The organism is Agromyces mangrovi (assembly GCF_030296695.1).
Taxonomy (GTDB): Bacteria; Actinomycetota; Actinomycetes; order Actinomycetales; family Microbacteriaceae; genus Agromyces; species Agromyces mangrovi.
Map to the genome: position 1 here is coordinate 41,855 of NZ_AP027737.1, position 22,315 is coordinate 64,169.

Genomic DNA, 22,315 nt, shown 5'->3' on the forward strand with positions numbered 1-22,315 from the left:
TACGCCCGGCGGCCGACGCGCAGCCGCGTCAGGAGCGGGCGCGCGCCTTCGACAGGAAGTACTCGTGGAACCGGTACTCCCCCGTTATCTCGGGGTGGAAGCTCGTGCCGAGCAGGTTGTCCTGCTCGACCGCGACGACGCGGCCGTCGTCCAGGCGCGCCAGCGGCGTCGCCGCCGGCCCGACCGACTCGACCACCGGACCGCGGATGAACACCGCGTGCACCGGATCGTCTCCGATCGCCGGCACGTCGAGGTCGGTCTCGAACGACTGGTTCTGCGAGCCGAACGCGTTGCGCCGCACCACCACGTCGAGCCCGCCCAGGCTCTGTTGACCGGCGATCGCGTCGAGCACGGTGTCGGCGAGCATGATCAGACCGGCGCAGGTGCCGTACACGGGCAGGCCGTCGGCGATCGCCGCCTTCAGGGGCTCGGCGAGCCCGAACGCGCGCGAGAGCTTGTCCATCACGGTCGACTCGCCGCCGGGGATGACGAGCCCGTCGACCTCGGCGAGCTCGGATGCCCGTCGCACCGTCGCGACCTCCGCCCCCAGGCCGGAGAGCACCGCGACGTGCTCGCGGAAGTCGCCCTGCAGGGCGAGTACGCCGACTCGGGTCATGACGTCACCGTTCCGGATGCCGCTGCGCGCGGCATCCGCTCGTGTCTTCCGTGCCTACCAGCCGCGCTCGGCGAGCCGGTGCGGGGCGGGCAGGTCGCCGACGTTGATGCCGACCATGGCCTCGCCGAGCCCGCGCGACGCCTCGGCGATGACCGCCGGGTCGTCGTGGAAGGTGGTGGCCTTGACGACGGCCGCGGCGCGCGCCTCGGGGTTGCCCGACTTGAAGATGCCGGAACCGACGAACACGCCGTCGGCGCCGAGCTGCATCATCATCGCGGCGTCGGCCGGGGTGGCCACGCCGCCCGCGGTGAAGAGCACGACGGGGAGCTTGCCGGTCTCGGCGACCTCGGCCACGAGCTCGTACGGCGCCTGCAGCTCCTTCGCCGCGACGTACAGCTCGTCCTTCGTCATCGACTTCAGCGCGTTGATCTCGGAGGTGATCTTGCGGATGTGCTTGGTCGCCTCGGAGACGTCGCCGGTGCCGGCCTCGCCCTTCGAGCGGATCATCGCCGCACCCTCGTTGATGCGTCGGAGCGCCTCGCCGAGGTTGGTCGCGCCGCAGACGAAGGGCGTGTTGAACTCCCACTTGTCGATGTGGTTCACGTAGTCGGCCGGGGAGAGCACCTCGGACTCGTCGATGTAGTCGACGTCGAGCGCCTGGAGCACCTGCGCCTCGACGAAGTGGCCGATGCGGGCCTTCGCCATGACGGGGATCGAGACCTCGGCGATGATCGCCTCGATGAGGTCGGGATCGCTCATACGCGCCACGCCGCCCTGGGCGCGGATGTCGGCCGGCACGCGCTCGAGCGCCATGACGGCGACGGCGCCCGCGTCCTCGGCGATGCGGGCCTGCTCGGCCGTGACGACGTCCATGATCACGCCGCCCTTCAGCATCTCGGCGAGCCCGCGCTTGACGCGGCTCGAGCCGAACTCGGCAGTGCTCATCGGTGCATCCCTTCGATGGAGGTCGCGCGATCGCGCAGGTGCGGACAAGCTGCTTGCTTGGCCTAGGCCAAAAGATAGCATGGGCTCGACACCGCCCACGCACACCTGACGGATCGTGACATGACCCTCGAGATCACCGGCCGCTCGGCCGCCGACATCGCCGACAGCGTGCGTGCGCTCATCGAGCGCGGCGCCCTGCGACCGGGCGACCCGCTGCCACCCGTGCGGAACCTGGCCGACCTGCTGGGCGTCAACCGCAACACGGCGGTCGCGGCGTACCGACAGCTCACGGCAGCGGGCGTCGTGGTGACGCGCGGGCGCGGCGGCACCCACGTCGCCGACCACGCGGTCGTCCCGCAGGAGGGCTACGCGTCCGACAGCGTGCTGCGCGACGTCGCCACGGGCAATCCCGACCCCGACCGCATCCCCGACCCGATGCCCGCGCTGGCGGGCATGGCCGGCCGGCCGGTGCTCTACGGCGAGCCCGTGATCGATCCGGGACTCGAACGCTGGGCGCGCGAGTGGATGACCGCCGACCTCGCGCCGGCCGACGTGCACCTGACGATCACGAGCGGCGCGGCCGACGCGGTCGACCGGCTGCTCGCCCAGGCGCTCGTGCGCGACGACGCGGTGGCCCTCGAGGACCCGTGCTTCCTGACCAGCATCCACACCGTGCGGGTCGGCGGGTACCGCCCGGTTGCCGTGCCGGTCGACGACGAGGGCATGACCGTCGCCGGGCTGCGCGCCGCGCTCGACGAGGGCGTGCGCGCGGTCGTCTGCACGCCGCGCGCGCAGAACCCGACGGGCGCGAGCCTCTCCGCGCAGCGCGCGGCCGACCTGCGCGCGGTGCTCGCCGACCATCCGTACGTGCTCGTGATCGAGGACGACCACTTCTCGATGCTCTCGCGCAGCCCGTTCCGCTCGATCATCGGGCCCGGTCATCGGCGCTGGGCGCTCGTGCGCTCGGTGTCGAAGTTCCTCGGGCCCGACATGTGCCTCGCGGTCACCGCGTCCGATGCCGAGACCGCCGACCGGCTCGCGATGCGGCTGAGCCCGGGCACGACCTGGGTGAGCCACCTGCTCCAGCGCCTGGTGCTCGCGCTCGCGACCGACCCCGACGTCGCGTCCGACATCCGCGCGGCCGGCACCCACTACGCGGACCGGAACGACGCGTTCGCCGCTCGCCTCACCGCACTCGGCGTGCCGACGGTCGCCGGCGACGGCCTGAACCTCTGGGTGCCGCTGCCGGTGCCCGCCCGCGACGTGTCCGAGCAGCTCATGCGGCGCGGGTGGCTCGCGCGCGCGGGCGACGAGTTCGTGCTGGGCGCCGCGTCGGCCGACGCGCGACTCCGACTGACGGTGCACGACCTGTCAGACGTCGACGCGGACCGCCTGGCCGCCGACGTCGCGGCCGCGGTGGCGGCGGCCGGTGGACGCCGCTCCCCCGCCGGGATGGAATGATCGAGCAGGTGAAGGTCCTCTCCATCCAGTCCGCCGTCGCCTACGGGCACGTCGGCAACTCCGCGGCCGTGTTCCCCCTCCAGCGCATCGGCGTCGAGGTGATGCCGGTCTACACGGTCAACTTCTCCAACCACACCGGCTACGGCGCGTGGCGCGGGCCGATGATCGACCCCGACGACGTGCGGGCCGTCATCGACGGCATCGAGGACCGCGGGGCGTTCGCCGACATCGACGTGATCCTCTCGGGCTACCAGGGCGGCGAGGGCATCGCCGACGTGATCCTCGACGCCGTCGCGCGCATCAAGGCAGCGAGCCCGGGCGCGATCTACGCGTGCGACCCGGTGATGGGCAATGCCAAGAGCGGATGCTTCGTGGCCCCGGCCATTCCCGTGCTGCTGCGCGAGCGCGTGGTGCCCGCCGCCGATCTCATCACCCCGAACCAGTTCGAGCTCGGCTTCCTCACGGGCACCGAGCCCGACACCCTCGAGTCGACGCTCGCGTCGGTCGACCTCATCCGGGCCACCGGCCCGAGCACGGTGCTGGTGACGAGCGTCGAGCGCCCCGACCGCCCGGAGGGCACGATCGAGATGCTCGCGGTCGACGACCGCGGCGCATGGATCGTGCAGACCCCGCACCTGCCGATGAAGGCGAACGGCTCGGGCGACGTCACGGCCGCCCTGTTCACGGCCCATTACCGCGGCACCGGCGATGCGGCCGACGCCCTCGCACGTACGGCGTCGAGCGTCTTCGACCTGTTGTCGAACACGCACGCCTCGGGCGAGCGCGAGCTGCAGCTCGTCGAGTCGCAGGAGGCCTACGCGCATCCCCGCATGCAGTTCGAGGTTCGGCAGGTGCGCTGAGTCGGACTCAGGCGGTCCAGGCGTCCGCGATCTCCTGCCGCACGTCGCCGAGCAGGCGAGGGATCGCCTTGGTCTTCGCGATGATCGGGAAGAAGTTCGCGTCGAGCGCCCAGCGCGGCACGATGTGCTGGTGCAGGTGCTCGGAGATGCCGGCGCCCGCGATGCGGCCCTGGTTCATGCCGATGTTGAACCCGTCGCAGCGGGAGACCTCGCGCACCACGCGCATCGCGATCTGCGTGATGCGGCCGATGTCGTCGACCTCCTCGGGCGTCGCCTGGTCGTAGGTGGCGATGTGCCGGTACGGGCAGACGAGCAGGTGTCCGCTGTTGTACGGGTACAGGTTCAGCAGCGCGTACGCGTGCTCGCCGCGCGCGACGATCATCGACTGCTCGTCGTCCATCTCCGGCGCACGGCAGAACGGGCAGGCGTGCTCCTCGGGCTGCTGGCCCTGCTCGATGTACACCATCCGGTGCGGGGTCCACAGCCGCTGGAACGCGTCGGGCACGCCGGGCAGGTCGCCCGAGGCATCCGTCGGCACCTGTTCGAACTCGTCGGGGCTGTACGGACCCGGCATCAGAAGTCGCCCTGCGAGACGACCTGTCGGCGCTCGTCGATGACGGCGCGGATGCGTGCGACCGCCTGGTCGATCGGCACGCCGTTCTCCTGGCTGCCGTCGCGGAACCGGAAGCTGACCGTGTTCTGCGAGCGGTCGTCCTCGCCCGCGATGAGCTGGAACGGCACCTTCTGCTTGGTGTGCGTGCGGATCTTCTTCTGCATGCGGTCGTCGCTCGTGTCGAGCTCGGCACGCACGCCCGAGGCCCTCAGCTGCTCGATCACGGCGCCGAGGTACGACTCGTACTCCTCGGCGACCGGGATGCCCACGACCTGCACGGGCGCGAGCCACACGGGGAACGCACCGGCGTAGTGCTCGGTGAGCACGCCGAAGAAGCGCTCGATCGAGCCGAACAGCGCGCGGTGGATCATGACCGGGCGCTTGCGGGTGCCGTCGGAGGCGGCGTACTCGAGCTCGAACCGCTCGGGCAGCATGAAGTCGAGCTGCACGGTCGACATCTGCCAGGTGCGGCCGATCGCGTCGCGCGCCTGCACCGAGATCTTCGGGCCGTAGAACGCGGCGCCGCCCGGGTCGGGCACGAGCTCGAGACCCGACTCCTCGGCGACCTCCGCGAGCGTCTGGGTCGCCTCCTCCCAGACCTCGTCGTCTCCGATGTACTTCTCGGGGTCCTTCGTCGAGAGCTCGAGGTAGAAGTCGGTGAGGCCGTAGTCGTTCAGCAGGTCGAGCACGAACCGCAGGGTGCGGGTGAGCTCGGACTTCATGTCCTCACGCGTGGTGAAGATGTGCGCGTCGTCCATGGTGAGACCGCGCACGCGGGTGAGGCCGTGGATCACGCCCGACTTCTCGTTGCGGTACACGGTGCCGAACTCGAACATGCGCAGCGGCAGGTCGCGGTAGGAGCGCGCGTTCGACTTGTAGGTGAGGATGTGGAACGGGCAGTTCATGGGCTTCAGGTAGTAGTCCGCGCCCTGCCGGGTGATCTCGCCCTCCTCGTTGCGCGCCTCGTCGAGGTGCATCGGCGGGAACATGCCGTCGGCGTACCAGCCGAGGTGGCCGGAGGTCTCGAAGAGGTTCGCCTTCGTGATGTGCGGCGAGTAGACGAAGTCGTAGCCGCCCTGCTCGTGCTTGCGGCGCGAGTAGTCCTCCATCTCGCGGCGGATGATGCCGCCCTTCGGGTGGAAGACCGCGAGGCCCGAGCCGATCTCGTCGGGGAAGCTGAACAGGTCGAGCTCGGCGCCGAGCTTGCGGTGGTCGCGCTTGGCCGCCTCCTCGAGGCGCTGCTGGTGGGCGCGCAGCTCGTCCTTCGTCGGCCAGGCGGTGCCGTAGATGCGCTGGAGCTGCGGGTTCTTCTCCGAGCCGCGCCAGTACGCGGCGGCGACGCGCGAGAGCGCCCAGCCGTTGCCGATCATGCGGGTGTTCGGCAGGTGCGGTCCGCGGCAGAGGTCCTTCCAGATCACCTCGCCGGTCTTCGGGTCGACGTTGTCGTAGATCGTCAGCTCGCTGCCGCCGACCTCGACCGACTCGTTGTCCTCACCGGCATCCGCCCCGCCCTTCAACCCGATGAGCTCGAGCTTGTAGGGCTCGCCGGCGAGCTCGGCGCGTGCGTCCTCCTCGGTGGTGACGCGGCGTACGAAGCGCTGGCCCGAGCGGATGATGCGGGCCATCGCCTTATCGAGGGCCTTCAGGTCCTCTGGGGTGAACGGCTCGGCGACGTCGAAGTCGTAGTAGAAGCCGTCGGTCACGGGCGGGCCGATGCCGAGCTTGGCGTCGGGGTTCACCTGCTGCACGGCCTGCGCGAGCACGTGGGCCGTGGAGTGGCGGAGGATGTCGAGCCCGTCGGGCGAGTCGATCGTGACCGGCTCGACGGCGTCGGCGTCGGTCACCGTCGTCGCGAGGTCCTTCAGCTCGCCGTTGACGCGCATCGCGACAACGGATCGATCGGTGAAGAGCTCGAAGCCGTCGGCCAAGTGGATCCACTCCTTGCAGTGTGAGACGCGACGCCGCACGAGTGTGCGACGCAACCCCTCAACTGTAGTCGCGACCGGTGCCCAACGCGGGTGCCGACGGTGTCGCGCACCCGGTGCCCGCGCTTGCGCCGATCGTGCAAGCACGGCCCTCCCGCACGCACGACTTCCAGCCGCTTGCGTTCGATTCCGCAAGAACCCAACTTTTCCACGGCATTTCAGCGCGAACTCTTGTTCCCTGGTTCGCGCGAGCAATAACCTCGCCCCACTCGAGGGCACCGCACGCCCCGCAGTGCCCGATGACGCGCACGACCGAGAGGACACGAGTCGACGATGACCCGCTCCAGCACACCAGTTCCCCCGCCACCCGCTGCGCCGCCACGCGGGCGCCGCGCCCTCGCGATCGCCGCCGCCGCGGCCGTCGCCCTGGGCGCCGCACTCGCCGGCCCGGTCGCCGCCCAGGCGTCGCCGGCCACGGGCGACCCCGCCGTCACGCGCGCCGCCCTCGACCCCGCGCTCGTGATGGGGCGCGGCGCCGACGTGGCGTTCCTCGAGCAGGAGGCCGAGCACGCCCTGACGAACGGCGAGGTCATCGGGCCCGACCGCACCGCGTACACGCTCCCGGCCGAGGCATCCGGTCGCAGCGCCGTGCTGCTGGAGCCCGGCGAGCACGTCGAGTTCACGCTGCCCGCGGCAGCCAACGCCATCACGGTGCGCTACAGCATTCCGGACGCACCCGACGGCGGCGGCATCCGCTCGACCCTCGACGTGACCGTCGACGGCGGCGGGGCGCAGGCGTTGGAGCTCACCTCCGAGTACTCGTGGCTCTACAACCAGTACCCCTTCACGAACGACCCGAACGCGCAGCTGCTGCACCCCGACTGGTGGATCACCGAGTGCGCGTGCGTGCCCGGCGAGGACTACGTGGTCGAGACCCCGTTCCGACCGATGCACTTCTACGACGAGCAGCGGATGCTCCTGGACGCGACGTACCCCGCAGGGGCCGTCGTGCGCCTCACGGCACCGGTGGGGGCGGATGCCGCGTGGACGGTGATCGACCTGCTCGACTCCGAGCTCGTGGCGCCGCCGCTCCCCCAGCCCGACAGGTCGGTCAGCGTGACGAAGTTCGGCGCCGACCCGACCGGCGTGCGCGATGCGGCACCCGCGTTCCGCACGGCGATCAGGTGGGCGAAGCGGCACGGCGTCGACGTGTTCATCCCGGCCGGCGAGTTCCGCGTGAGCGAGCACCTCATCGTCGACGACGTGGCGATCCGCGGCGCCGGCAACTGGCACTCGATCGTCTTCGGCGAGGAGGTGGCGCTGAAGAAGACCGCCGCCGACGGCTCCGTGCACACGGGCGTCGGGTTCTACGGGAAGGACGCCGCCGAGGGCGGCAGCACGAACGTGCACCTGTCGGACTTCTCGATCCGCGGTGACGTGCGCGAGCGCATCGACACCGACCAGGTCAACGGCATCGGCGGCGCCATGAGCGACTCGACGATCGAGCGCCTGCACATCGAGCACACCAAGGTCGGGCTCTGGTTCGACGGCCCGATGGACGGCGTCGTCGTGCGCGACAACGTGATCGTCGACCAGATCGCCGACGGGCTGAACTTCCACACCGGCGTGACGAACTCCCTGGCCGAGGGCAACTTCGTGCGGAACACCGGCGACGACGGGCTCGCGATGTGGGCGCAGGGCGACACGAACGCGGGCAACGCGTTCGTCGGCAACACCGTGCAGTCGCCGTCGCTGGCGAACGGCATCGCGATCTACGGTGGCGAGGACATCACCGTCGAGGGCAACCTGGTCGCGGACCCGGTGCGAGAGGGCAGCGCACTGCACGCCGGCGCGCGCTTCGGGGCCGAACCGTTCACCGGCACGCTGGCGTTCACCGACAACACGACGGTGCGGGCCGGCACGTACGAGCTCAACTGGAACATCGGGCTCGGCGCGATCTGGTTCTACGCGCTCGACCGCTCGATCGACCAGGCCGACGTGCGCGTCACCGGCGACCACTACCTCGACAGCACGTACAACGCGATCATGGTCGTGTCGGACTGGCCCGTGAAGGACCAGGTCTCGATCTCGGGCGTGCACTTCGCCGACGTGCGCGTCGACGGCACCGGCACGTCGGTCGTGAGCGCCCGCGTCTCGGGATCGGCGTCGTTCGACAACGTCGACGCCCGGAACGTCGGCGCGGTCGGCGTGAACAACTGCGGCTCGTTCAACTTCCCGCCCACCGGCAGCGAGTTCTCGCTCGTCGACCTCGGCGGCAACGACTCGAGCGGCGTGAACACGACCGGCCCCTGGATGGCACCGTGGGCGCTGCCCAACACGATCACCTGCGACGACCGCCCGCCCGTGGTCGCCCCGCCGGCCCCGTCGGCCTGGTGATGCCCGCGGCGGGCGCGCGGACCCCGCGCGCCCGCCGCGGCACGACGTTCGGCAGAAACGACGAAACCCCCGGCGAGCCGGGGGTTTCTCTTGTGGGCGATACTGGGATCGAACCAGTGACCTCTTCCGTGTCAGGGAAGCGCGCTACCGCTGCGCCAATCGCCCGCTACCGTTCTCACTCGGAGCGGTTCGAGGTGGATACGGGATTCGAACCCGTGTATACGGCTTTGCAGGCCGCTGCCTCGCCTCTCGGCCAATCCACCGTTTCCTGGGTTCTCTCACCACAGAAAGAAACGGGCTTTCGCCCGATCCATCCGAGCGGATGACGAGACTCGAACTCGCGACCCTCACCTTGGCAAGGTGATGCGCTACCAACTGCGCCACATCCGCACTGCCCGCATCGCTGCGTGCAGAGAGACTCTAACCCACTCCCGGCGCGAATCACAAACTGACGGACCCTCGTGTGACGCGGATGCGCCGATGTGCGCTCGGGGCCGTCCATCGGCTACTATCGAGTCCGCGGATCCGGCTCGCCGGTGCACCGCGACGGGCGATTGGCGCAGTTGGTAGCGCGCTTCCTTCACACGGAAGAGGTCATCAGTTCGAGTCTGGTATCGCCCACCATTCATTCCGCGAGCGGCACGGACTCGACGCCCTGCTCCCCCGCGACGAGCAGCAGCCGCGAGGCATCCGATCGCTCCACCGCCTCGATGAGCGGTGCCAGGTCGGGAGCCGCCTCGGCATCGGCCCGACGCTGGATCGTGACGCGCACGCCCGCCGCGTCCCGCAGCGCACGGGCGAGGCCCCCGACGTCGCCGCCTGCGACGAGCAGCACCTCGCGGACGCGCCGCCGCTCCGGCTCCGCAGGAGCGATACGACGGTCCGCGCGCCATGCGGCGAAGTGGTACGCGGAGACGAGCGCCGTCGCGACGAGCCAGCCCAGCGGCGCGCGCACCTCGTCGAGCAGCTCCCCCGCAGCCCCGGGACCGTCGAGCAGGACCACGAACACGCGATAGCCGATGACGAGCAGCGAGATCAGGGCGACGAGCGCGTTCACGCCGAAGACGATCACGAGGAACACGCGTCGTCCCGTCGACGTCGCCTCCGCGGCGGGAACCGGGCGATTCGGGCGCCAGGCCAGCCACCAGACGGGCGTGCCGACCGCGAGCGCGGCGAGCCCCGCGAGCAATGTCGTCGACGGGGCTTCGCCGGCCAGCGGGGCGGGCACGAGCGCGGCCAGTCCGCCGTTCACGGTCACGCCGATGCCGATCGCCGTCGCGATGACCGCGACCCCGGCGACCGCGAACACCTCCGCGTGCAGGACGGACGCTTCCCGATCGACGAGCCTCCGGTGGGTCATCCGCCAGACGAGCGCACCGATCAGGAGCAGGGCGATGCCCTGACCGAGATCGTCGAGCACCGCGCCGATCGCCTCCGAGCGATCGAGGAGGAGTCGCAGGAGCACCCACGCGAGGGTCCCCGCTCCGTAGAGCGCCGCGCCGGCGGCCGCGGCGATGCCCACCAGCAGCCGGACCACGTCGGCGAACACCGTGACGGCCGCGCGTGCGCCGTCGACGCGCTCGTGCCACCACCAGACCACGAGTCCGAGCGCGACCCAGGGCAGCGCCGACGCGACCGACATCCACCAGGACGACCCGGCGATGCCCACGTCCACCAGGGGTCTCAGGGCGACGTCGATGAGCGCGCCGAGCGCGGCGACCGCTCCCCGGCCCACAGCAGCAGTCCCCACGCCGCGCCGACCACGGCCGGGGCCTCGGTCAGCCGAAGCGGCGCCCGACCCGCATGCCGTGACATCCATGCGTGCCAGCCCCAGACACCGGCCCAGACGACGCCCGTCGCGAGTTCCGCCTCGAACCAGCGCCCGCGGATCAGCGCGCCCGACCACTCGAGCAGGGCGACGGATGCGACCGCCAGGGACGCGGTGCGGGCCAGCAGCAGGTAGACGCCCCACGAGGGCGCCTCGCGCTCACCCGGGTCCGCGAGTCGCCGCCACAGCAGCCACCAGAGCAGTCCGGCAAGGGGGACGCCGACGAGTGCGAATGCCAGCGACAGCGCGAGACCGGTCGTGTCGCTGCCGGCGAGCGGGTCGCCGGAGGGGAGCATCCGCTGGAGCAGCCCCGAGAGCCCGACGGCCGCCACCGTGACGGCGATCGCGAGCAGCAGTACGACGACGACGCGTCGCACCGTCGACTGCGCAGCCCACGCGGCCATCAGCCCACGTCCCCCGGCGTGCACACCGCGAGCTCCCACGGCGCGGACTCGATGCGCCACTCGCCGTCGACGCGCTGCAGGTCGAAGCGACCGTCGGTGCGGTACTCGTCGGGACCGAACAGGCCGCCGCCGTAGGTCGTGACGATCGACACGCGCACGTCGGCCGTCGACCCGTCCTCGGTCGACGACACGAGCACCACGCGCACGTCGGCGTCCCCGAAGCCGTAGTTCTCGACGCGTTGGCAGTCGTCTGCGATCTCCGGAACGAGGAAGTCGAGAGCGGCCCGCGTGTCGCCGTCGAGCACCGCCTCGCTGTAGCCCTGGATCACCCCTTCGGGCGTCGTCGGGTCGAGCGGCTCCGCTGCCGGGCGTACGAGCACGGCGACGATTGCGGCGACGACCACGACCGCCACCGCGATGCCGATCCCGATGAGCGCACGGTCCGACCGCGCCTTCGCAGGTTCCATGCCCTCATCTTGGCCCTGCGGGTCGCGCGCCGACAGAGCAGGTCTCCAGACACGCCGAACGGGCGGTGGGAATCCTCCCACCGCCCGTTCGGGACGATCAGGTCGCGCGACCCAGGGTGCCGCGCGACCCGGGTCGATCTCAGACCGAGGTCTCGAGCTTGTAGCCCTCGCCACCGTGCACGACGGTGTCGATGCCGGCGAGCTCGTCCTCGTTCTTCACGCGGAAGCCGATGGTCTTCTCGATCGCGAAGCCCAGGATGAAGGCGACGACGAACGAGTAGATCAGCACGCCGAACGCGGCGATCGACTGCACGGCCAGCTGGCCGAAGTCGCCACCGGTGAAGAGACCGGTGTCGATGGCGAAGAAGCCGAGGTAGAGCGTACCGATGAGACCACCGACGAGGTGGATGCCGACCACGTCGAGCGAGTCGTCGTAGCCGAGCTTGAACTTCAGCTCGATCGCCAGGGCGCAGACGGCACCGGCGATGACGCCGAGCAGGGTGGCCCAGCCCGGGGTCAGGTTGGCGCAGGCCGGGGTGATGGCGACCAGACCGGCGACGGCACCCGAAGCGGCGCCGACGGCGGTGGGCTTGCCGTCCTTGACCTTCTCGATGACGAGCCAGCCGAGGATGGCCGCAGCGGTCGCGACGAGCGTGTTGGTGGCGATGAGGCCGACGCCGGGCATGCCCTCGGCGAGGAACTCGGCACCGGCGTTGAAGCCGAACCAGCCGAACCACAGCACCGAGGCGCCGATGAGGGTCAGCGGCACGTTGTGCGGCTGGTCCATGCCCTTGGCGAAGCCGACGCGCTTGCCGAGGACCAGCGCGAGGGCCAGCGCCGCGGCACCGGCGTTGATGTGGACCGCGGTACCACCCGCGTAGTCGATGACGCCCGGGAGGCCGAGCTCGTCGCCGAGGCTGAGGATCCAGCCACCGCCCCAGACCCAGGCCGCGACCGGGAAGTACACGACCGTCGCCCAGATGCCGGCGAAGATCATCCACGATCCGAACTTGGCACGGTCGGCGATGGCGCCGGAGATCAGCGCGACGGTGATGATGGCGAAGGTCGCGCCGAAGACCACGCCGAGCAGGTCGGCGTTCGCGGTCTCACCGGTAGCGAGGCCCGCCAGCGCGAAGTCGCTGAACGGGTTGCCCGAGAAGTCCCAGACGCCGCCGACAGCGCTCATGTTGAAGCCGTAGAGCACCCACAGCACGCTGATGAGTCCCATTGCGCCGAAGCTCATCATCATCATGCTGACGACGCTCTTGGCCTTGACCAAGCCGCCATAGAAGAACGCCACGCCCGGCGTCATGAAGAGCACGAGAGCCGTCGCTGTGACGGCCCATGCGATGTTGCCCGATTCCATTCGTATCCTCACACCTCTCGGATTTGCAGGGGAGCCCCGCGAAGGTCCGACGGATTCGGGTTCCGGCGCGGGTACGGGTTTCAGAATGGTGCCGCGACGTTTCAGTCAGGATGCCGAGAGTGTTTCGCGTCTGTTACGAAGAACGAGCAAATGTAAACAGGATGTTTCGTGGCGCAGGGAGGATGCCGCGAGAGCACGCACCGAACGAGCGCGCTGGCGGGCCGCCGTGCAATGGATCTGCGCAACACGCCCGCGTGGCCGCCGTCAGTCGTGCGGCGGCAGCTCACCCGTCGTCAGCGCGACCAGGCGCGACATCGAGCGCAGGTACTTCTTGCGGTAGCCGCCGCCGAGCATGTCGTCGTCGAACACCTCGCTGAGCGCCACGCCGCTCGACACGATCGGCACCTCGGCGTCGTACAGCCGGTCGACGAACGCCACGAGGCGGAGGGCGGCGTTCTGGTCGTGCAGCACGTGGGCGTCCTCGATCGCGAGCACCTCGAGGCCCTCGATCATCCGGATGTACTTCGACGGATGCACCGTGGCGAGGTGCGCGATCAGCTCGTCGAAGCCCGCCACGGCGACGGTGTGGCCGCGTTCCGCGAGCGCGGCCACGCTCCGGCGCAGCGCCTCCTCGTCGACCGCGACGGCCTCGCCGGTCGTGTCGCGCCGGCGGTAGTCGAGTCCGTCGATGCGCAGCGTCTCGAAGTTGCTCGACAGCGCCTGGATCTCGCGCAGGAAGTCGGCCGCCGCGAACCGCCCCTCGCCGAGCGCGTTCGGCGGGGTGTTCGACGTCGCCGCCACGCGCGTGCCACTCGACATGAGCTCGCCGAGCAGGCGGGTCATGAGCATGGTGTCGCCCGGGTCGTCGAGCTCGAACTCGTCGATGCAGATGAGCTCCGCCCCGCGGAGCAGCGAGACCGCGTTGGCGTAGCCGAGTGCGCCCACGAGCGCCGTGTACTCGATGAACGTGCCGAAGTACTTCCGGCCCGGCGCCGTGTGCCAGAGCGCCGCCAGCAGGTGCGTCTTGCCGACGCCGAACCCGCCGTCGAGGTACACGCCCGGCAGCTCGGGCTTCGCCTTCCGGTTCCACGAGAAGAAGCCGCCCGGTCGCTGGCCCGTCGTCCACGCGCCCGCGAACGCCTTGAGCCGGTCGACCGCCGCCTGCTGCGACGGATAGTCGAGGTCGGGCCGATACGACTCGAAGCTCGCGTGCGCGAACTGCGGCGGCGGCACGAGCTCCGCGGCGATCTCCGCACCCGTGATCGACGGGTCCCGGTCGACGAGACGGACGATCGTGCCGGGCGTGGTCGAACTCACCTTGTGGGCCTCCGTGTTGCACCGGGTTACAGTCCCCCTGACAGGGACCCACCCTCCGCGTACATTCGATGTGGATCGGCCACCAGCCTAATCCGCTCCCACCATCCGCCCCGCCCGAACGGGCGACTCCAGGAGGCCACGATGACCGTCGCACCCGACCCCGCGGAGAAGTTCCGCGCCTACGCCCACCCCGAGCGGCTCGTGTCGGCCGACTGGCTCGTCGAGCACCTCGACGACCCCGGTCTCGTGGTCGTCGAGTCCGACGAGGACGTGCTGCTGTACGAGACCGGCCACATCCCCGGCGCGGTCAAGATCGACTGGCACACCGACCTCAACGACCCCGTCGTGCGCGACTACGTCGACGGCGAGCAGTTCGCCGCTCTCCTGGGCTCGAAGGGCATTTCGCGCGACACGACGATCGTCGTCTACGGCGACAAGAACAACTGGTGGGCCGCCTACGCGCTGTGGGTGTTCACGTTGTTCGGCCACGAGGACGTGCGCCTGCTCGACGGCGGACGCGACCTGTGGGTCGCCGAGGGGCGCGAGCTGACGACGGAGGTGCCGGCACCGGCATCCGTCGACTACCCGGTGGTGGAGCGCGACGACGCGACCGTGCGCGCCTTCAAGGAGGACGTGCTCGCGCACCTCGGCAGCCCCCTCATCGACGTGCGCTCGCCCGAGGAGTACAGCGGCGAGCGCACCCACATGCCCGCCTACCCCGACGAGAGCGCCCTGCGCGGCGGGCACATCCCCTCGGCGGCATCCGTGCCCTGGGCCCGTGCGGCTGCACCCGACGCCACCTTCCGGACGCGCGACGAGCTCGACGCCATCTACAAGGGCGAGGCCGGCCTCGCCGACGGCGACGACGTGATCGCGTACTGCCGCATCGGCGAGCGCTCGAGCCACACCTGGTTCGTGCTCACCCACCTGCTCGGCTTCGAGAACGTGCGCAACTACGACGGGTCGTGGACCGAGTGGGGCAGCGCGGTGCGCGTGCCGATCGCGACCGGCACCGCGCCGGGCGTGGTGCCCGGTCGGTGACCGTGCGGCCCCCGGGTCGCGGGCGGTGGGAGAATGGACGCGATGACGACCGCACTCCCCGCGCAGCTCGCCGAGATCCGCGACGACTTCCTCGCGCTCGGCGTGCGCGATCGCCTGCAACTGCTGCTCGAGTTCTCGCAGGAGCTTCCCGAGCTGCCGGAGCGGTATCGCTACCACCCCGACCTGCTCGAGCGCGTCGAGGAGTGCCAGTCGCCGGTCTACATCTTCAGCGAGACGGATGCCTCGGGGGCCGTGCACCTGCACGCGACCGCGCCGGTCGAGGCGCCCACGACCCGCGGGTTCGCCTCGATCCTCGCGCAGGGGCTCGACGGCCTCCCGGTCGAGGACGTGCTCGCCGTTCCCGGGGACTACCCGCAGTCGCTGGGGCTGACCGAGGCGGTGTCGCCGCTGCGCATCCGCGGCATGACGGCGATGCTCGCACGCATCAAGGCGCAGCTCGAGCGGGCCGCTGCCGCCTGAACGGTCAGCCGTGCGCCGGCACGGTGGCACGCTCGGCGGGCGTCTCCCCGCGCGCGAGCTCGCCGAGCCAGACCGCGAGCGCGCCGTTCCAGCGCACGGGGTCGTCGTTCCACAGCTTCGTGTGGCGGGCGCGCGTGAAGCGCTCGTACGTGATGAGGTCGGGCCGTGCTGCGGCGAGCCGGTCCGACCCGGCGACCGGCACGAACCCGTCGTCCTCGCTGTGGAACAGCAGCATCGGCAGGTCGAACTCGGCGGCCCGTGCGACCACGTCGAGGCGATCGAAGCCGATCGGCGCGCCGAGGCCCGTGAAGAGCCTGCCCCAACGGCTCGAGAGCATGGAGATGACCAGGCGCGTCAGGGGCTGGGGCAGCCGGTACGACGCGCCCTGGTACGACAGGATGTCGTGCCAGTCGATCGCGGGCGACTCCAGCACCACGCCGACGACCGCCTCGCGTGCACGCCGTGAGCGCAGCACGGTCTGCAGCACGATCGCGCCGCCCATCGACCACCCCATGAGCACGATCTCGCGGGCGCCGTTCGCGAGGGCGAACTCGATCGCCGCATCGAGGTCGAGCCACTCGGTGTCGCCCAGCCGGTAGCGTCCGTCGGGACTCTCCGGCGCCTCGCCGTCATTGCGGTAGCTCACCACGAGCGACGTGAAGCCGGCCGCGTGCGCCGCGGGGAGTCCGCGCAGGCACTCCTGGCGACGCACCGCGCGTCCGTGCACGTGGATGATCCAGCGACCCGAGTCCTCCGCGGCGGGCACGAGCCACGCGGGCGCCGGACCCACCGGGGTGTCGATCATGACGTCGCGGTACGGGTGCCCGAGCTCCCACGGTCCGAGGTGGAACCAGCCGCTGAACCGGCCGCGATGCGCCGTGGCGAGCACGCCGAAGTCGACCCCGAGGAGCCGTCGACGCACGACCGTGGGCGTCTCCTCGAGCACGTCGCCGAGGCGCGCGTGGCCCGTGTCCTGGTGGAACCAGAACGAGTACTCGCCGCGCATGCGCGCATCGGGGGTCGCCCCGAGGGTGACCTCGTGGCGGGCGGCGTCGACGGCGACGACGCGCGTGTCCTCGATCTTGTAGCGCGACGGGGTGACCACGGCCCGCGCGACGAACGAGGCGAGCAGGGTGGACGCGGCGCCGACCGCACCCAGCACGGCGGAGAGCGCGATGGCCCCGCCGGCCGCGATGCCGAGCACCGCGCGGGCGCCCTCCGTGGCCGCATCCGTCCTCGCCGACCGCACCCCGTTGCCCACGTGCTCCCCCTCACGTCCGTGACCGCCGGCGACGGCGTGCCGCTGCCGCGCTCCCCTCCCGAGACTCTAGTCTGCACACGTGCCCGAGCAAGCGTCACCTCCGCCCCCGGAGTTCGCGGCCGCACTCGACGCGCTCCGCCGCTCGTCGACGAGACCCGAGCTCGCCGTCACGGAGATCCCCGCGCCGTCTTCGCTCGCGCCCTACGCCGTCGCACTCGCCGCCGACGTGACGCCCGCGCCGCACGGATCGGACTCCGATCTCGGCACCGGCCGGTTCGTGCTGCTCTACGATCCGGAGGAGCCCGAGGAGTGGGGCGGGCGGTTCCGCGTGATCTGCTTCGCGCAGGCCCCGCTCGAGACCGAGATCGGACTCGACCCGTTCCTCGCCGACGTCGCCTGGTCGTGGCTGGTCGACGCCCTCGACGCACGGGGCGCGCACTACGTGGCCGCTTCAGGCACCGCCACCAAGGTGCTCTCCACCGGCTACGGCGAGCTCGCCGAGCAGGGCGACGGCGCGCAGATCGAGTTGCGCGCATCCTGGACCCCGCTCGACCACGAGGTCGCGGCGCATGTGGAAGGCTGGGGAGAACTGCTCTGCATGCTCGCGGGGCTTCCGCCATCGACGGAGGGAGTGACCCTCCTCGCACGAAAGAGGGCCCGGCGTGGCTGACTACCAGGTGATCGACTCCCGCGACGGCCTCGCCGACGCCGTGGACGCGATCGCCTCGGGCACCGGTCCGGTCGCCGTCGACGCCGAGCGCGCGAGCGGGTTCCGCTACTCCCAGCGCGCCTATCTCATCCAGGTCTTCCGCCGGGGCGCTGGCACGTTCCTCTTCGACCCGCCGCCCATCGGCGACTTCGACCCGCTGCAGCGGGCGATCGGCGAGGAGGAGTGGATCCTCCACGCGGCGAGCCAGGACCTGGCGTGCCTGCGCGAGGTCGGCCTCGACCCGGCGCGCATCTTCGACACGGAGCTCGGCGCCCGGCTGCTCGGGCGCCCGAAGGTCGGGCTCGCCGCCGTGGTCGAGGACCTGCTCGGCATCACGCTGGCGAAGGAGCACTCGGCGGCCGACTGGTCGACCCGGCCGATCCCCCAGTCGTGGCTGCGCTATGCCGCGCTCGACGTCGAGCACCTCGTCGACGTCCGCGAGCGAATGGGCGACGCGCTCGACGCGGCAGGCAAGCAGGGCATCGCCGCCGAGGAGTTCCAGGCGGTGCTCGAGCGCGAGGCGAAGCCTGCGCCCGCCGAACCGTGGCGGCGGCTCTCTGGCATCCACGGGGTGCGCGGCCAGCGCGCCCTGGCGGTGGCGCGTGCGCTGTGGACCGCGCGCGACGAGTACGCCCGCGAGACCGACATCGCGCCGGGCCGCCTGGTGCCCGATGCCGCGATCGTCGCCGTCGCGAAGTCGATGCCCGACAGCAAGCGCGCGCTCGCCGAGCTGCGCACCTTCACCGGCCGCGCGAGTCGCACCGAGATCGACCGCTGGTGGGCCGCGATCGAGTCGGGCCGCTCGACGACCGACCTCCCCGCGGTGCGGGTGCCGGCCGACACGCTCCCGCCCGCCCGGGCCTGGTCGACCAGGAATCCCGAGGCGGATGCCCGGCTGAAGCCGGCGCGTCGCGCGCTGCTGGAGGTCGCCGAGGCCATGGAGATGCCGGTGGAGAACCTGCTCACGCCGGAGTACCTGCGGCGCGTCGCGTGGGATCCGCCCGAGCCCGCGACGACGCACGCGATCGCCTCCGCGCTCGTGGATCTGGGAGCGCGCGAGTGGCAGGTTGCCGCAACCGCACAGAGAATCGCCGATGCCTTTGTAGAGGCAGCCCAAGCCGACGACGCGGCCGTCACGGCCGGTTCGTAGGAACCGGCAAACGATTCCGCGGCGTACACCCCCTCCCTAGGATCGGACCGTTCCGAAGCGAAAGGTGGAGGCAGAGTGGCCGAAAGAGCTGATGTCGTATTCGTCGACGGGGTGCGAACCCCGTTCGGCCGCGCCGGTGAGAAGGGGATGTACTGGAACACCCGCGCCGATGACCTCGTGATCAAGGCGATGATCGGGCTGCTGGAGCGCAACCCGAACGTGCCGAAGGACCGCATCGACGACGTCGCCATCGCCGCGACGACGCAGACCGGCGATCAGGGGCTCACCCTCGGCCGCAGCGCGGCGATCCTCGCCGGTCTCCCCAAGTCGGTCCCCGGCTTCTCGATCGACCGCATGTGCGCCGGCGCGATGACCGCCGCCTCCATGATGGGCGCGTCGATCGGCTACGGCGCGTACGACCTCGCCATCGCCGGCGGCGTCGAGCACATGGGTCGCCACCCGATGGGCTCGGGCGTCGACCCGAATCCGCGGTTCGTCGCGGAGAAGCTCGTGTCGGAGGACGCCCTCGTCATGGGCGCGACCGCCGAGCGCATCCACGACCGCTTCCCGCACCTCACGAAGGAGCGCGCCGACCGCTTCGCGCTGGGCAGCCAGCAGAAGGTCGCCGCCGCCTACGAGGCGGGCAAGATCCAGCAGGACCTCGTCCCGGTCGCGATCCGCACCGAGGAGGGCTGGGGACTCGCCACGAAGGACGAGGCGCCCCGCCCCGAGACCACCCTGGAGGGCCTCGCAGGCCTGAAGACCCCGTTCCGGCCGCACGGCCGCGTCACCGCCGGCAACGCGTCGGGCCTGAACGACGGCGCCACGGTCGCGCTGCTCGCCTCGGCCGACGCCGCCGCGGAGCTCGACCTCACCCCGAAGATGAAGCTCGTGAGCTTCGGCTTCGCGGGCGTCGACCCCGAGATCATGGGCATCGGCCCGGTTCCCTCGACCGAGAAGGCGCTGCGCAAGGCGGGCCTGTCGATCGACGACATCGGCCTGTTCGAGCTGAACGAGGCGTTCGCCATCCAGGTGCTGTCGTTCCTCGACCACTTCGGCATCGACGACGACGACCCGCGCGTCAACCAGTGGGGCGGCGCGATCGCCCTGGGGCATCCGCTCGCCTCTTCGGGTGTGCGCCTCATGAACCAGCTCGCGCGTCAGTTCGAGGAGCAGCCGGGCGTGCGCTACGGCGTCACCGCCATGTGCGTGGGCCTCGGACAGGGCGGCACGATGATCTGGGAGAACCCGAACTGGTCGAAGAAGGCCGAGCGCAAGAGCAGGAAGGGCTGAGCACCGCGATGACCGATTACACGAAGATCGACTTCACGGAGCTCGAGGGCCTGTCGGACGACGAGGTCGTCACGCACTCGTACGTGCGCGACGTGGCGCTCTCCGACGGGCGCGTGCTCGCGCTCGTGACGCTCGACAACGGGCGCGACCACACCCGTCCGAACACGCTCGGGCCGAAGTCGCTGCTCGAGTACGCCGACACCCTCGACCGACTGGCCGAGCGGGCGAAGGCCGGCGACATCCATGCGGTCGCGGTGACGGGCAAGCCCTTCATCCTCGCCGCGGGCGCCGACCTGTCGAAGATCGCAGAGATCCCCAACCGCGAGATCGCCCTGCGGATGGCCCAGCTCGGCCACCACGCGCTCGGCAAGCTGCACACCGTCGGCGTACCGTCGTTCGCGTTCATCAACGGCCTCGCGCTCGGCGGCGGCCTCGAGATCGGGCTGCACGCCGACTACCGCACCGTGGACGCGTCCACGCCGGCCGTCGCGCTGCCCGAGGTGTTCCTCGGCATCGTGCCCGCGTGGGGCGGTGCGACGCTGCTGCCCAACCTGATCGGCATCGAGAACGCCCTCAAGGTCGTCATCGAGAACCCGCTCAAGCAGAACCGCACCCTCAAGGGCAAGGACGTGCTCGAGCTCGGCATCGCGGACCGCATCTTCGCGTCGGCCGCGTTCCTCGAGGACTCGATCCGCTGGGCCGACGACGTGGTCGCCGGTCGCGCGAAGGTCAAGCGTCCCAACGAGCCGGGCAAGGTCGAGCGCATGGTGAAGTGGGATGCCGCGATCGGCATCGCCACCAAGATGCTGAAGCGCCGCATCGGCGAGGTGCAGCAGTCGCCGTACGCCGCCCTCGAGCTGCTCAAGGGCGCGAAGGCGAACGACCGCGAGGCCGGATTCGCCGCCGAGGACGACGCGCTCGCCGACCTCATCGTCGGCGACCAGCTCCAGGCCAGCATCTACGCGTTCAACCTCGTGCAGAAGCGCGCGAAGAAGCCGGCCGGCGCGCCCGACAAGGCGCTCGCGAAGCCGGTCACGAAGGTGGGCGTCATCGGCGCGGGGCTCATGGCGAGCCAGTTCGCGCTGCTGTTCGTGCGCCGCCTGCAGGTGCCGGTGGTCATCACCGACCTCGACCAGGCACGCGTCGACAAGGGCCTCGCGTACATCCGCGACGAGATCGGCACGCTCGAGCAGAAGGGCCGCATCTCCCCCGACGAGGCCAACCGCCTGCGTGCGCTCGTCACGGGGACGACCGACAAGGCCGACTTCGCCGACTGCGACTGGGTCATCGAGGCCGTCTTCGAGGAGCTCGGCATCAAGCAGGACGTCTTCGCCGAGATCGAGCAGCACGTCTCCCCCGAGGCCGTGCTCGCCACGAACACGTCGTCGCTGTCGGTCGAGCAGATCGGCGCGAAGCTCGCCAACCCCGAGCGGCTCGTGGGCTTCCACTTCTTCAACCCGGTGGCCGTCATGCCGCTGATCGAGGTCGTGAACGCCCCGAAGACCGACGACGCCACCCTGTCGACCGCCATGGTGATCGCCGCCAAGCTCCGCAAGAACGCCGTCATCACGCGCGACACCCCCGGGTTCGTCGTGAACCGGGTGCTCGCGAAGGTGCTCGGCGAGACGATGCACGCGGTCGACGAGGGCACGCCGTTCGAGGTCGTCGACGAGTCCGTGACGCCCTTCGGGCTCCCCATGGGCCCGTTCGAGCTGCTGGAGCTCGTCGGCCTGAAGGTCGGCGCGCACGTGCTCGACACGCACCACGGCGCCTTCCCGGAGCGCTTCTTCGCGAGCGACAACCTGCACCGCCTCGCGGAGCACGGGAAGCTGCTCGAGCGCGACGGCAAGGGCAACGTCACGGGGTACGACAAGGGCGCGGTGAAGATCGTCGCCGGCGGCACGAACCCGATGACCGCCGAGGAGATCCGCACCCGGCTCGAGGACGGCCTGGCCGACGAGATCCACCGGATGCTCGAGGACGACGTCGTGCACGCGCCCGAGGACATCGACCTGTGCATGATCCTCGGTGCGGGCTGGCCGTTCCAGATGGGCGGCGCGACGCCGTACCTCGACCGGGTGGGCGCCAGCGAGCGCGCATTCGGCGACACGTTCCACCACCCGCCGGTCGCGGGCGTCGGCGCCTGACGCCGACGGCGGACACGGGAGAACGCCCCGGAGCT

At 70.9% G+C, this 22,315-nt stretch carries 19 protein-coding genes and 4 tRNA genes; 10 read left to right on the forward strand and 13 right to left on the reverse strand.

The features are described 5' to 3' along the window. Window positions 1-28 precede the first annotated feature (28 nt). Together pdxT and pdxS are read right to left on the reverse strand one after the other, a co-directional pair. Window positions 29-616, reverse strand: coding sequence for a pyridoxal 5'-phosphate synthase glutaminase subunit PdxT (gene pdxT / locus QUE38_RS00210; protein ID WP_286309563.1), 588 nt, complete (start codon window positions 614-616; stop codon window positions 29-31). A 54-nt stretch (window positions 617-670) separates the two neighbouring features. After that, complete coding sequence (pdxS, locus tag QUE38_RS00215; RefSeq protein WP_286309564.1) at window positions 671-1,561, reverse strand: pyridoxal 5'-phosphate synthase lyase subunit PdxS; 891 nt, start codon at window positions 1,559-1,561, stop codon at window positions 671-673. Window positions 1,562-1,681: 120 nt separating this feature from the next. Here pdxS and QUE38_RS00220 point away from each other — a divergent pair, with 120 nt between their 5' ends. Then, a complete protein-coding gene (locus QUE38_RS00220; protein ID WP_286309573.1) occupies window positions 1,682-3,022 on the forward strand; it encodes an aminotransferase class I/II-fold pyridoxal phosphate-dependent enzyme in 1,341 nt (446 codons plus the stop codon). Window positions 3,023-3,030: 8 nt separating this feature from the next. Next, entirely contained in the window at window positions 3,031-3,882 is an 852-nt protein-coding gene (gene pdxY, locus QUE38_RS00225) for a pyridoxal kinase PdxY (protein WP_286309566.1), read from the forward strand. A 7-nt stretch (window positions 3,883-3,889) separates the two neighbouring features. Here the strand turns inward: pdxY and QUE38_RS00230 are convergent, their stop codons facing one another. Both QUE38_RS00230 and thrS read right to left on the reverse strand, forming a co-directional pair. Further along, window positions 3,890-4,456 (reverse strand): HIT family protein, encoded by a 567-nt coding sequence (locus QUE38_RS00230; RefSeq protein ID WP_286309567.1) that lies wholly within the window; start codon window positions 4,454-4,456, stop codon window positions 3,890-3,892. After that, the gene (gene thrS, locus QUE38_RS00235; protein ID WP_286311889.1) at window positions 4,456-6,378 is read right to left on the reverse strand and encodes a threonine--tRNA ligase; all 1,923 of its coding nucleotides are present in this window, start codon (window positions 6,376-6,378) and stop codon (window positions 4,456-4,458) included. Before thrS ends, QUE38_RS00230 begins: the two co-directional genes overlap by 1 nt. A gap of 375 nt (window positions 6,379-6,753) precedes the next feature. On the opposite strand from thrS, the gene QUE38_RS00240 reads away from it, so the two are divergent. Next, on the forward strand, window positions 6,754-8,817 hold the full coding sequence (locus tag QUE38_RS00240; RefSeq protein ID WP_286309574.1) for a glycosyl hydrolase family 28-related protein: 2,064 nt from the start codon (window positions 6,754-6,756) through the stop codon (window positions 8,815-8,817). A 93-nt stretch (window positions 8,818-8,910) separates the two neighbouring features. Here QUE38_RS00240 and QUE38_RS00245 read toward each other — a convergent pair. The 3 genes from QUE38_RS00245 to QUE38_RS00255 form a co-directional block, all read right to left on the reverse strand. Continuing rightward, window positions 8,911-8,982 (reverse strand) — tRNA-Val (locus tag QUE38_RS00245). Between the two features lie 27 nt (window positions 8,983-9,009). After that, window positions 9,010-9,080, reverse strand: a tRNA-Cys gene (locus QUE38_RS00250). 54 nt (window positions 9,081-9,134) lie between these two features. After that, window positions 9,135-9,207 (reverse strand) — tRNA-Gly (locus QUE38_RS00255). Between the two features lie 158 nt (window positions 9,208-9,365). Between QUE38_RS00255 and QUE38_RS00260 the strand changes: the two genes are divergently transcribed. Beyond that, window positions 9,366-9,441 (forward strand) — tRNA-Val (locus tag QUE38_RS00260). 1 nt (window position 9,442) lies between these two features. Here the strand turns inward: QUE38_RS00260 and QUE38_RS00265 are convergent. The 5 genes from QUE38_RS00265 to zapE form a co-directional block, all read right to left on the reverse strand. After that, window positions 9,443-10,567: a DUF5671 domain-containing protein gene (locus tag QUE38_RS00265; RefSeq protein ID WP_286309575.1), complete on the reverse strand. Its 1,125-nt coding sequence runs from the start codon at window positions 10,565-10,567 to the stop codon at window positions 9,443-9,445. After that, complete coding sequence (locus QUE38_RS00270) at window positions 10,501-11,049, reverse strand: DUF5671 domain-containing protein (RefSeq protein ID WP_286309576.1); 549 nt, start codon at window positions 11,047-11,049, stop codon at window positions 10,501-10,503. The genes QUE38_RS00265 and QUE38_RS00270 overlap by 67 nt, the downstream gene beginning before the upstream one ends. Continuing rightward, window positions 11,049-11,516, reverse strand: coding sequence for a hypothetical protein (locus tag QUE38_RS00275; protein ID WP_286309577.1), 468 nt, complete (start codon window positions 11,514-11,516; stop codon window positions 11,049-11,051). The genes QUE38_RS00270 and QUE38_RS00275 overlap by 1 nt, the downstream gene beginning before the upstream one ends. Before the next feature lie 139 nt (window positions 11,517-11,655). Further along, entirely contained in the window at window positions 11,656-12,882 is a 1,227-nt protein-coding gene (locus tag QUE38_RS00280) for an ammonium transporter (RefSeq protein ID WP_286309578.1), read from the reverse strand. Window positions 12,883-13,146: 264 nt separating this feature from the next. Next, the gene (gene zapE, locus QUE38_RS00285) at window positions 13,147-14,199 is read right to left on the reverse strand and encodes a cell division protein ZapE (protein ID WP_286309579.1); all 1,053 of its coding nucleotides are present in this window, start codon (window positions 14,197-14,199) and stop codon (window positions 13,147-13,149) included. A gap of 141 nt (window positions 14,200-14,340) precedes the next feature. Here zapE and QUE38_RS00290 point away from each other — a divergent pair, with 141 nt between their 5' ends. Further along, window positions 14,341-15,240, forward strand: coding sequence for a sulfurtransferase (locus tag QUE38_RS00290; RefSeq protein ID WP_286309580.1), 900 nt, complete (start codon window positions 14,341-14,343; stop codon window positions 15,238-15,240). Window positions 15,241-15,282: 42 nt separating this feature from the next. Further along, window positions 15,283-15,720 (forward strand): SufE family protein, encoded by a 438-nt coding sequence (locus QUE38_RS00295; RefSeq protein WP_286309581.1) that lies wholly within the window; start codon window positions 15,283-15,285, stop codon window positions 15,718-15,720. A 4-nt stretch (window positions 15,721-15,724) separates the two neighbouring features. On the opposite strand, the gene QUE38_RS00300 is transcribed toward QUE38_RS00295, so the two are convergent. Then, window positions 15,725-16,981 carry an alpha/beta hydrolase gene (locus tag QUE38_RS00300; protein ID WP_286309582.1) on the reverse strand — a complete coding sequence of 419 codons (1,257 nt, stop codon included), beginning with the start codon at window positions 16,979-16,981 and terminating at the stop codon, window positions 15,725-15,727. Window positions 16,982-17,060: 79 nt separating this feature from the next. Here QUE38_RS00300 and QUE38_RS00305 point away from each other — a divergent pair, with 79 nt between their 5' ends. The 4 genes from QUE38_RS00305 (at window position 17,061) to QUE38_RS00320 (ending at window position 22,280) form a co-directional block, all read left to right on the forward strand. Next, window positions 17,061-17,651 carry a DUF3000 domain-containing protein gene (locus tag QUE38_RS00305; protein WP_286309583.1) on the forward strand — a complete coding sequence of 197 codons (591 nt, stop codon included), beginning with the start codon at window positions 17,061-17,063 and terminating at the stop codon, window positions 17,649-17,651. Next, entirely contained in the window at window positions 17,644-18,840 is a 1,197-nt protein-coding gene (locus tag QUE38_RS00310) for a ribonuclease D (RefSeq protein ID WP_286309585.1), read from the forward strand. The genes QUE38_RS00305 and QUE38_RS00310 overlap by 8 nt, the downstream gene beginning before the upstream one ends. Before the next feature lie 75 nt (window positions 18,841-18,915). After that, window positions 18,916-20,133, forward strand: coding sequence for a thiolase family protein (locus QUE38_RS00315; RefSeq protein WP_286309586.1), 1,218 nt, complete (start codon window positions 18,916-18,918; stop codon window positions 20,131-20,133). A gap of 8 nt (window positions 20,134-20,141) precedes the next feature. Next, window positions 20,142-22,280 (forward strand): 3-hydroxyacyl-CoA dehydrogenase NAD-binding domain-containing protein, encoded by a 2,139-nt coding sequence (locus QUE38_RS00320; protein WP_286309587.1) that lies wholly within the window; start codon window positions 20,142-20,144, stop codon window positions 22,278-22,280. The last annotated feature ends 35 nt before the right edge of the window (window positions 22,281-22,315 follow it).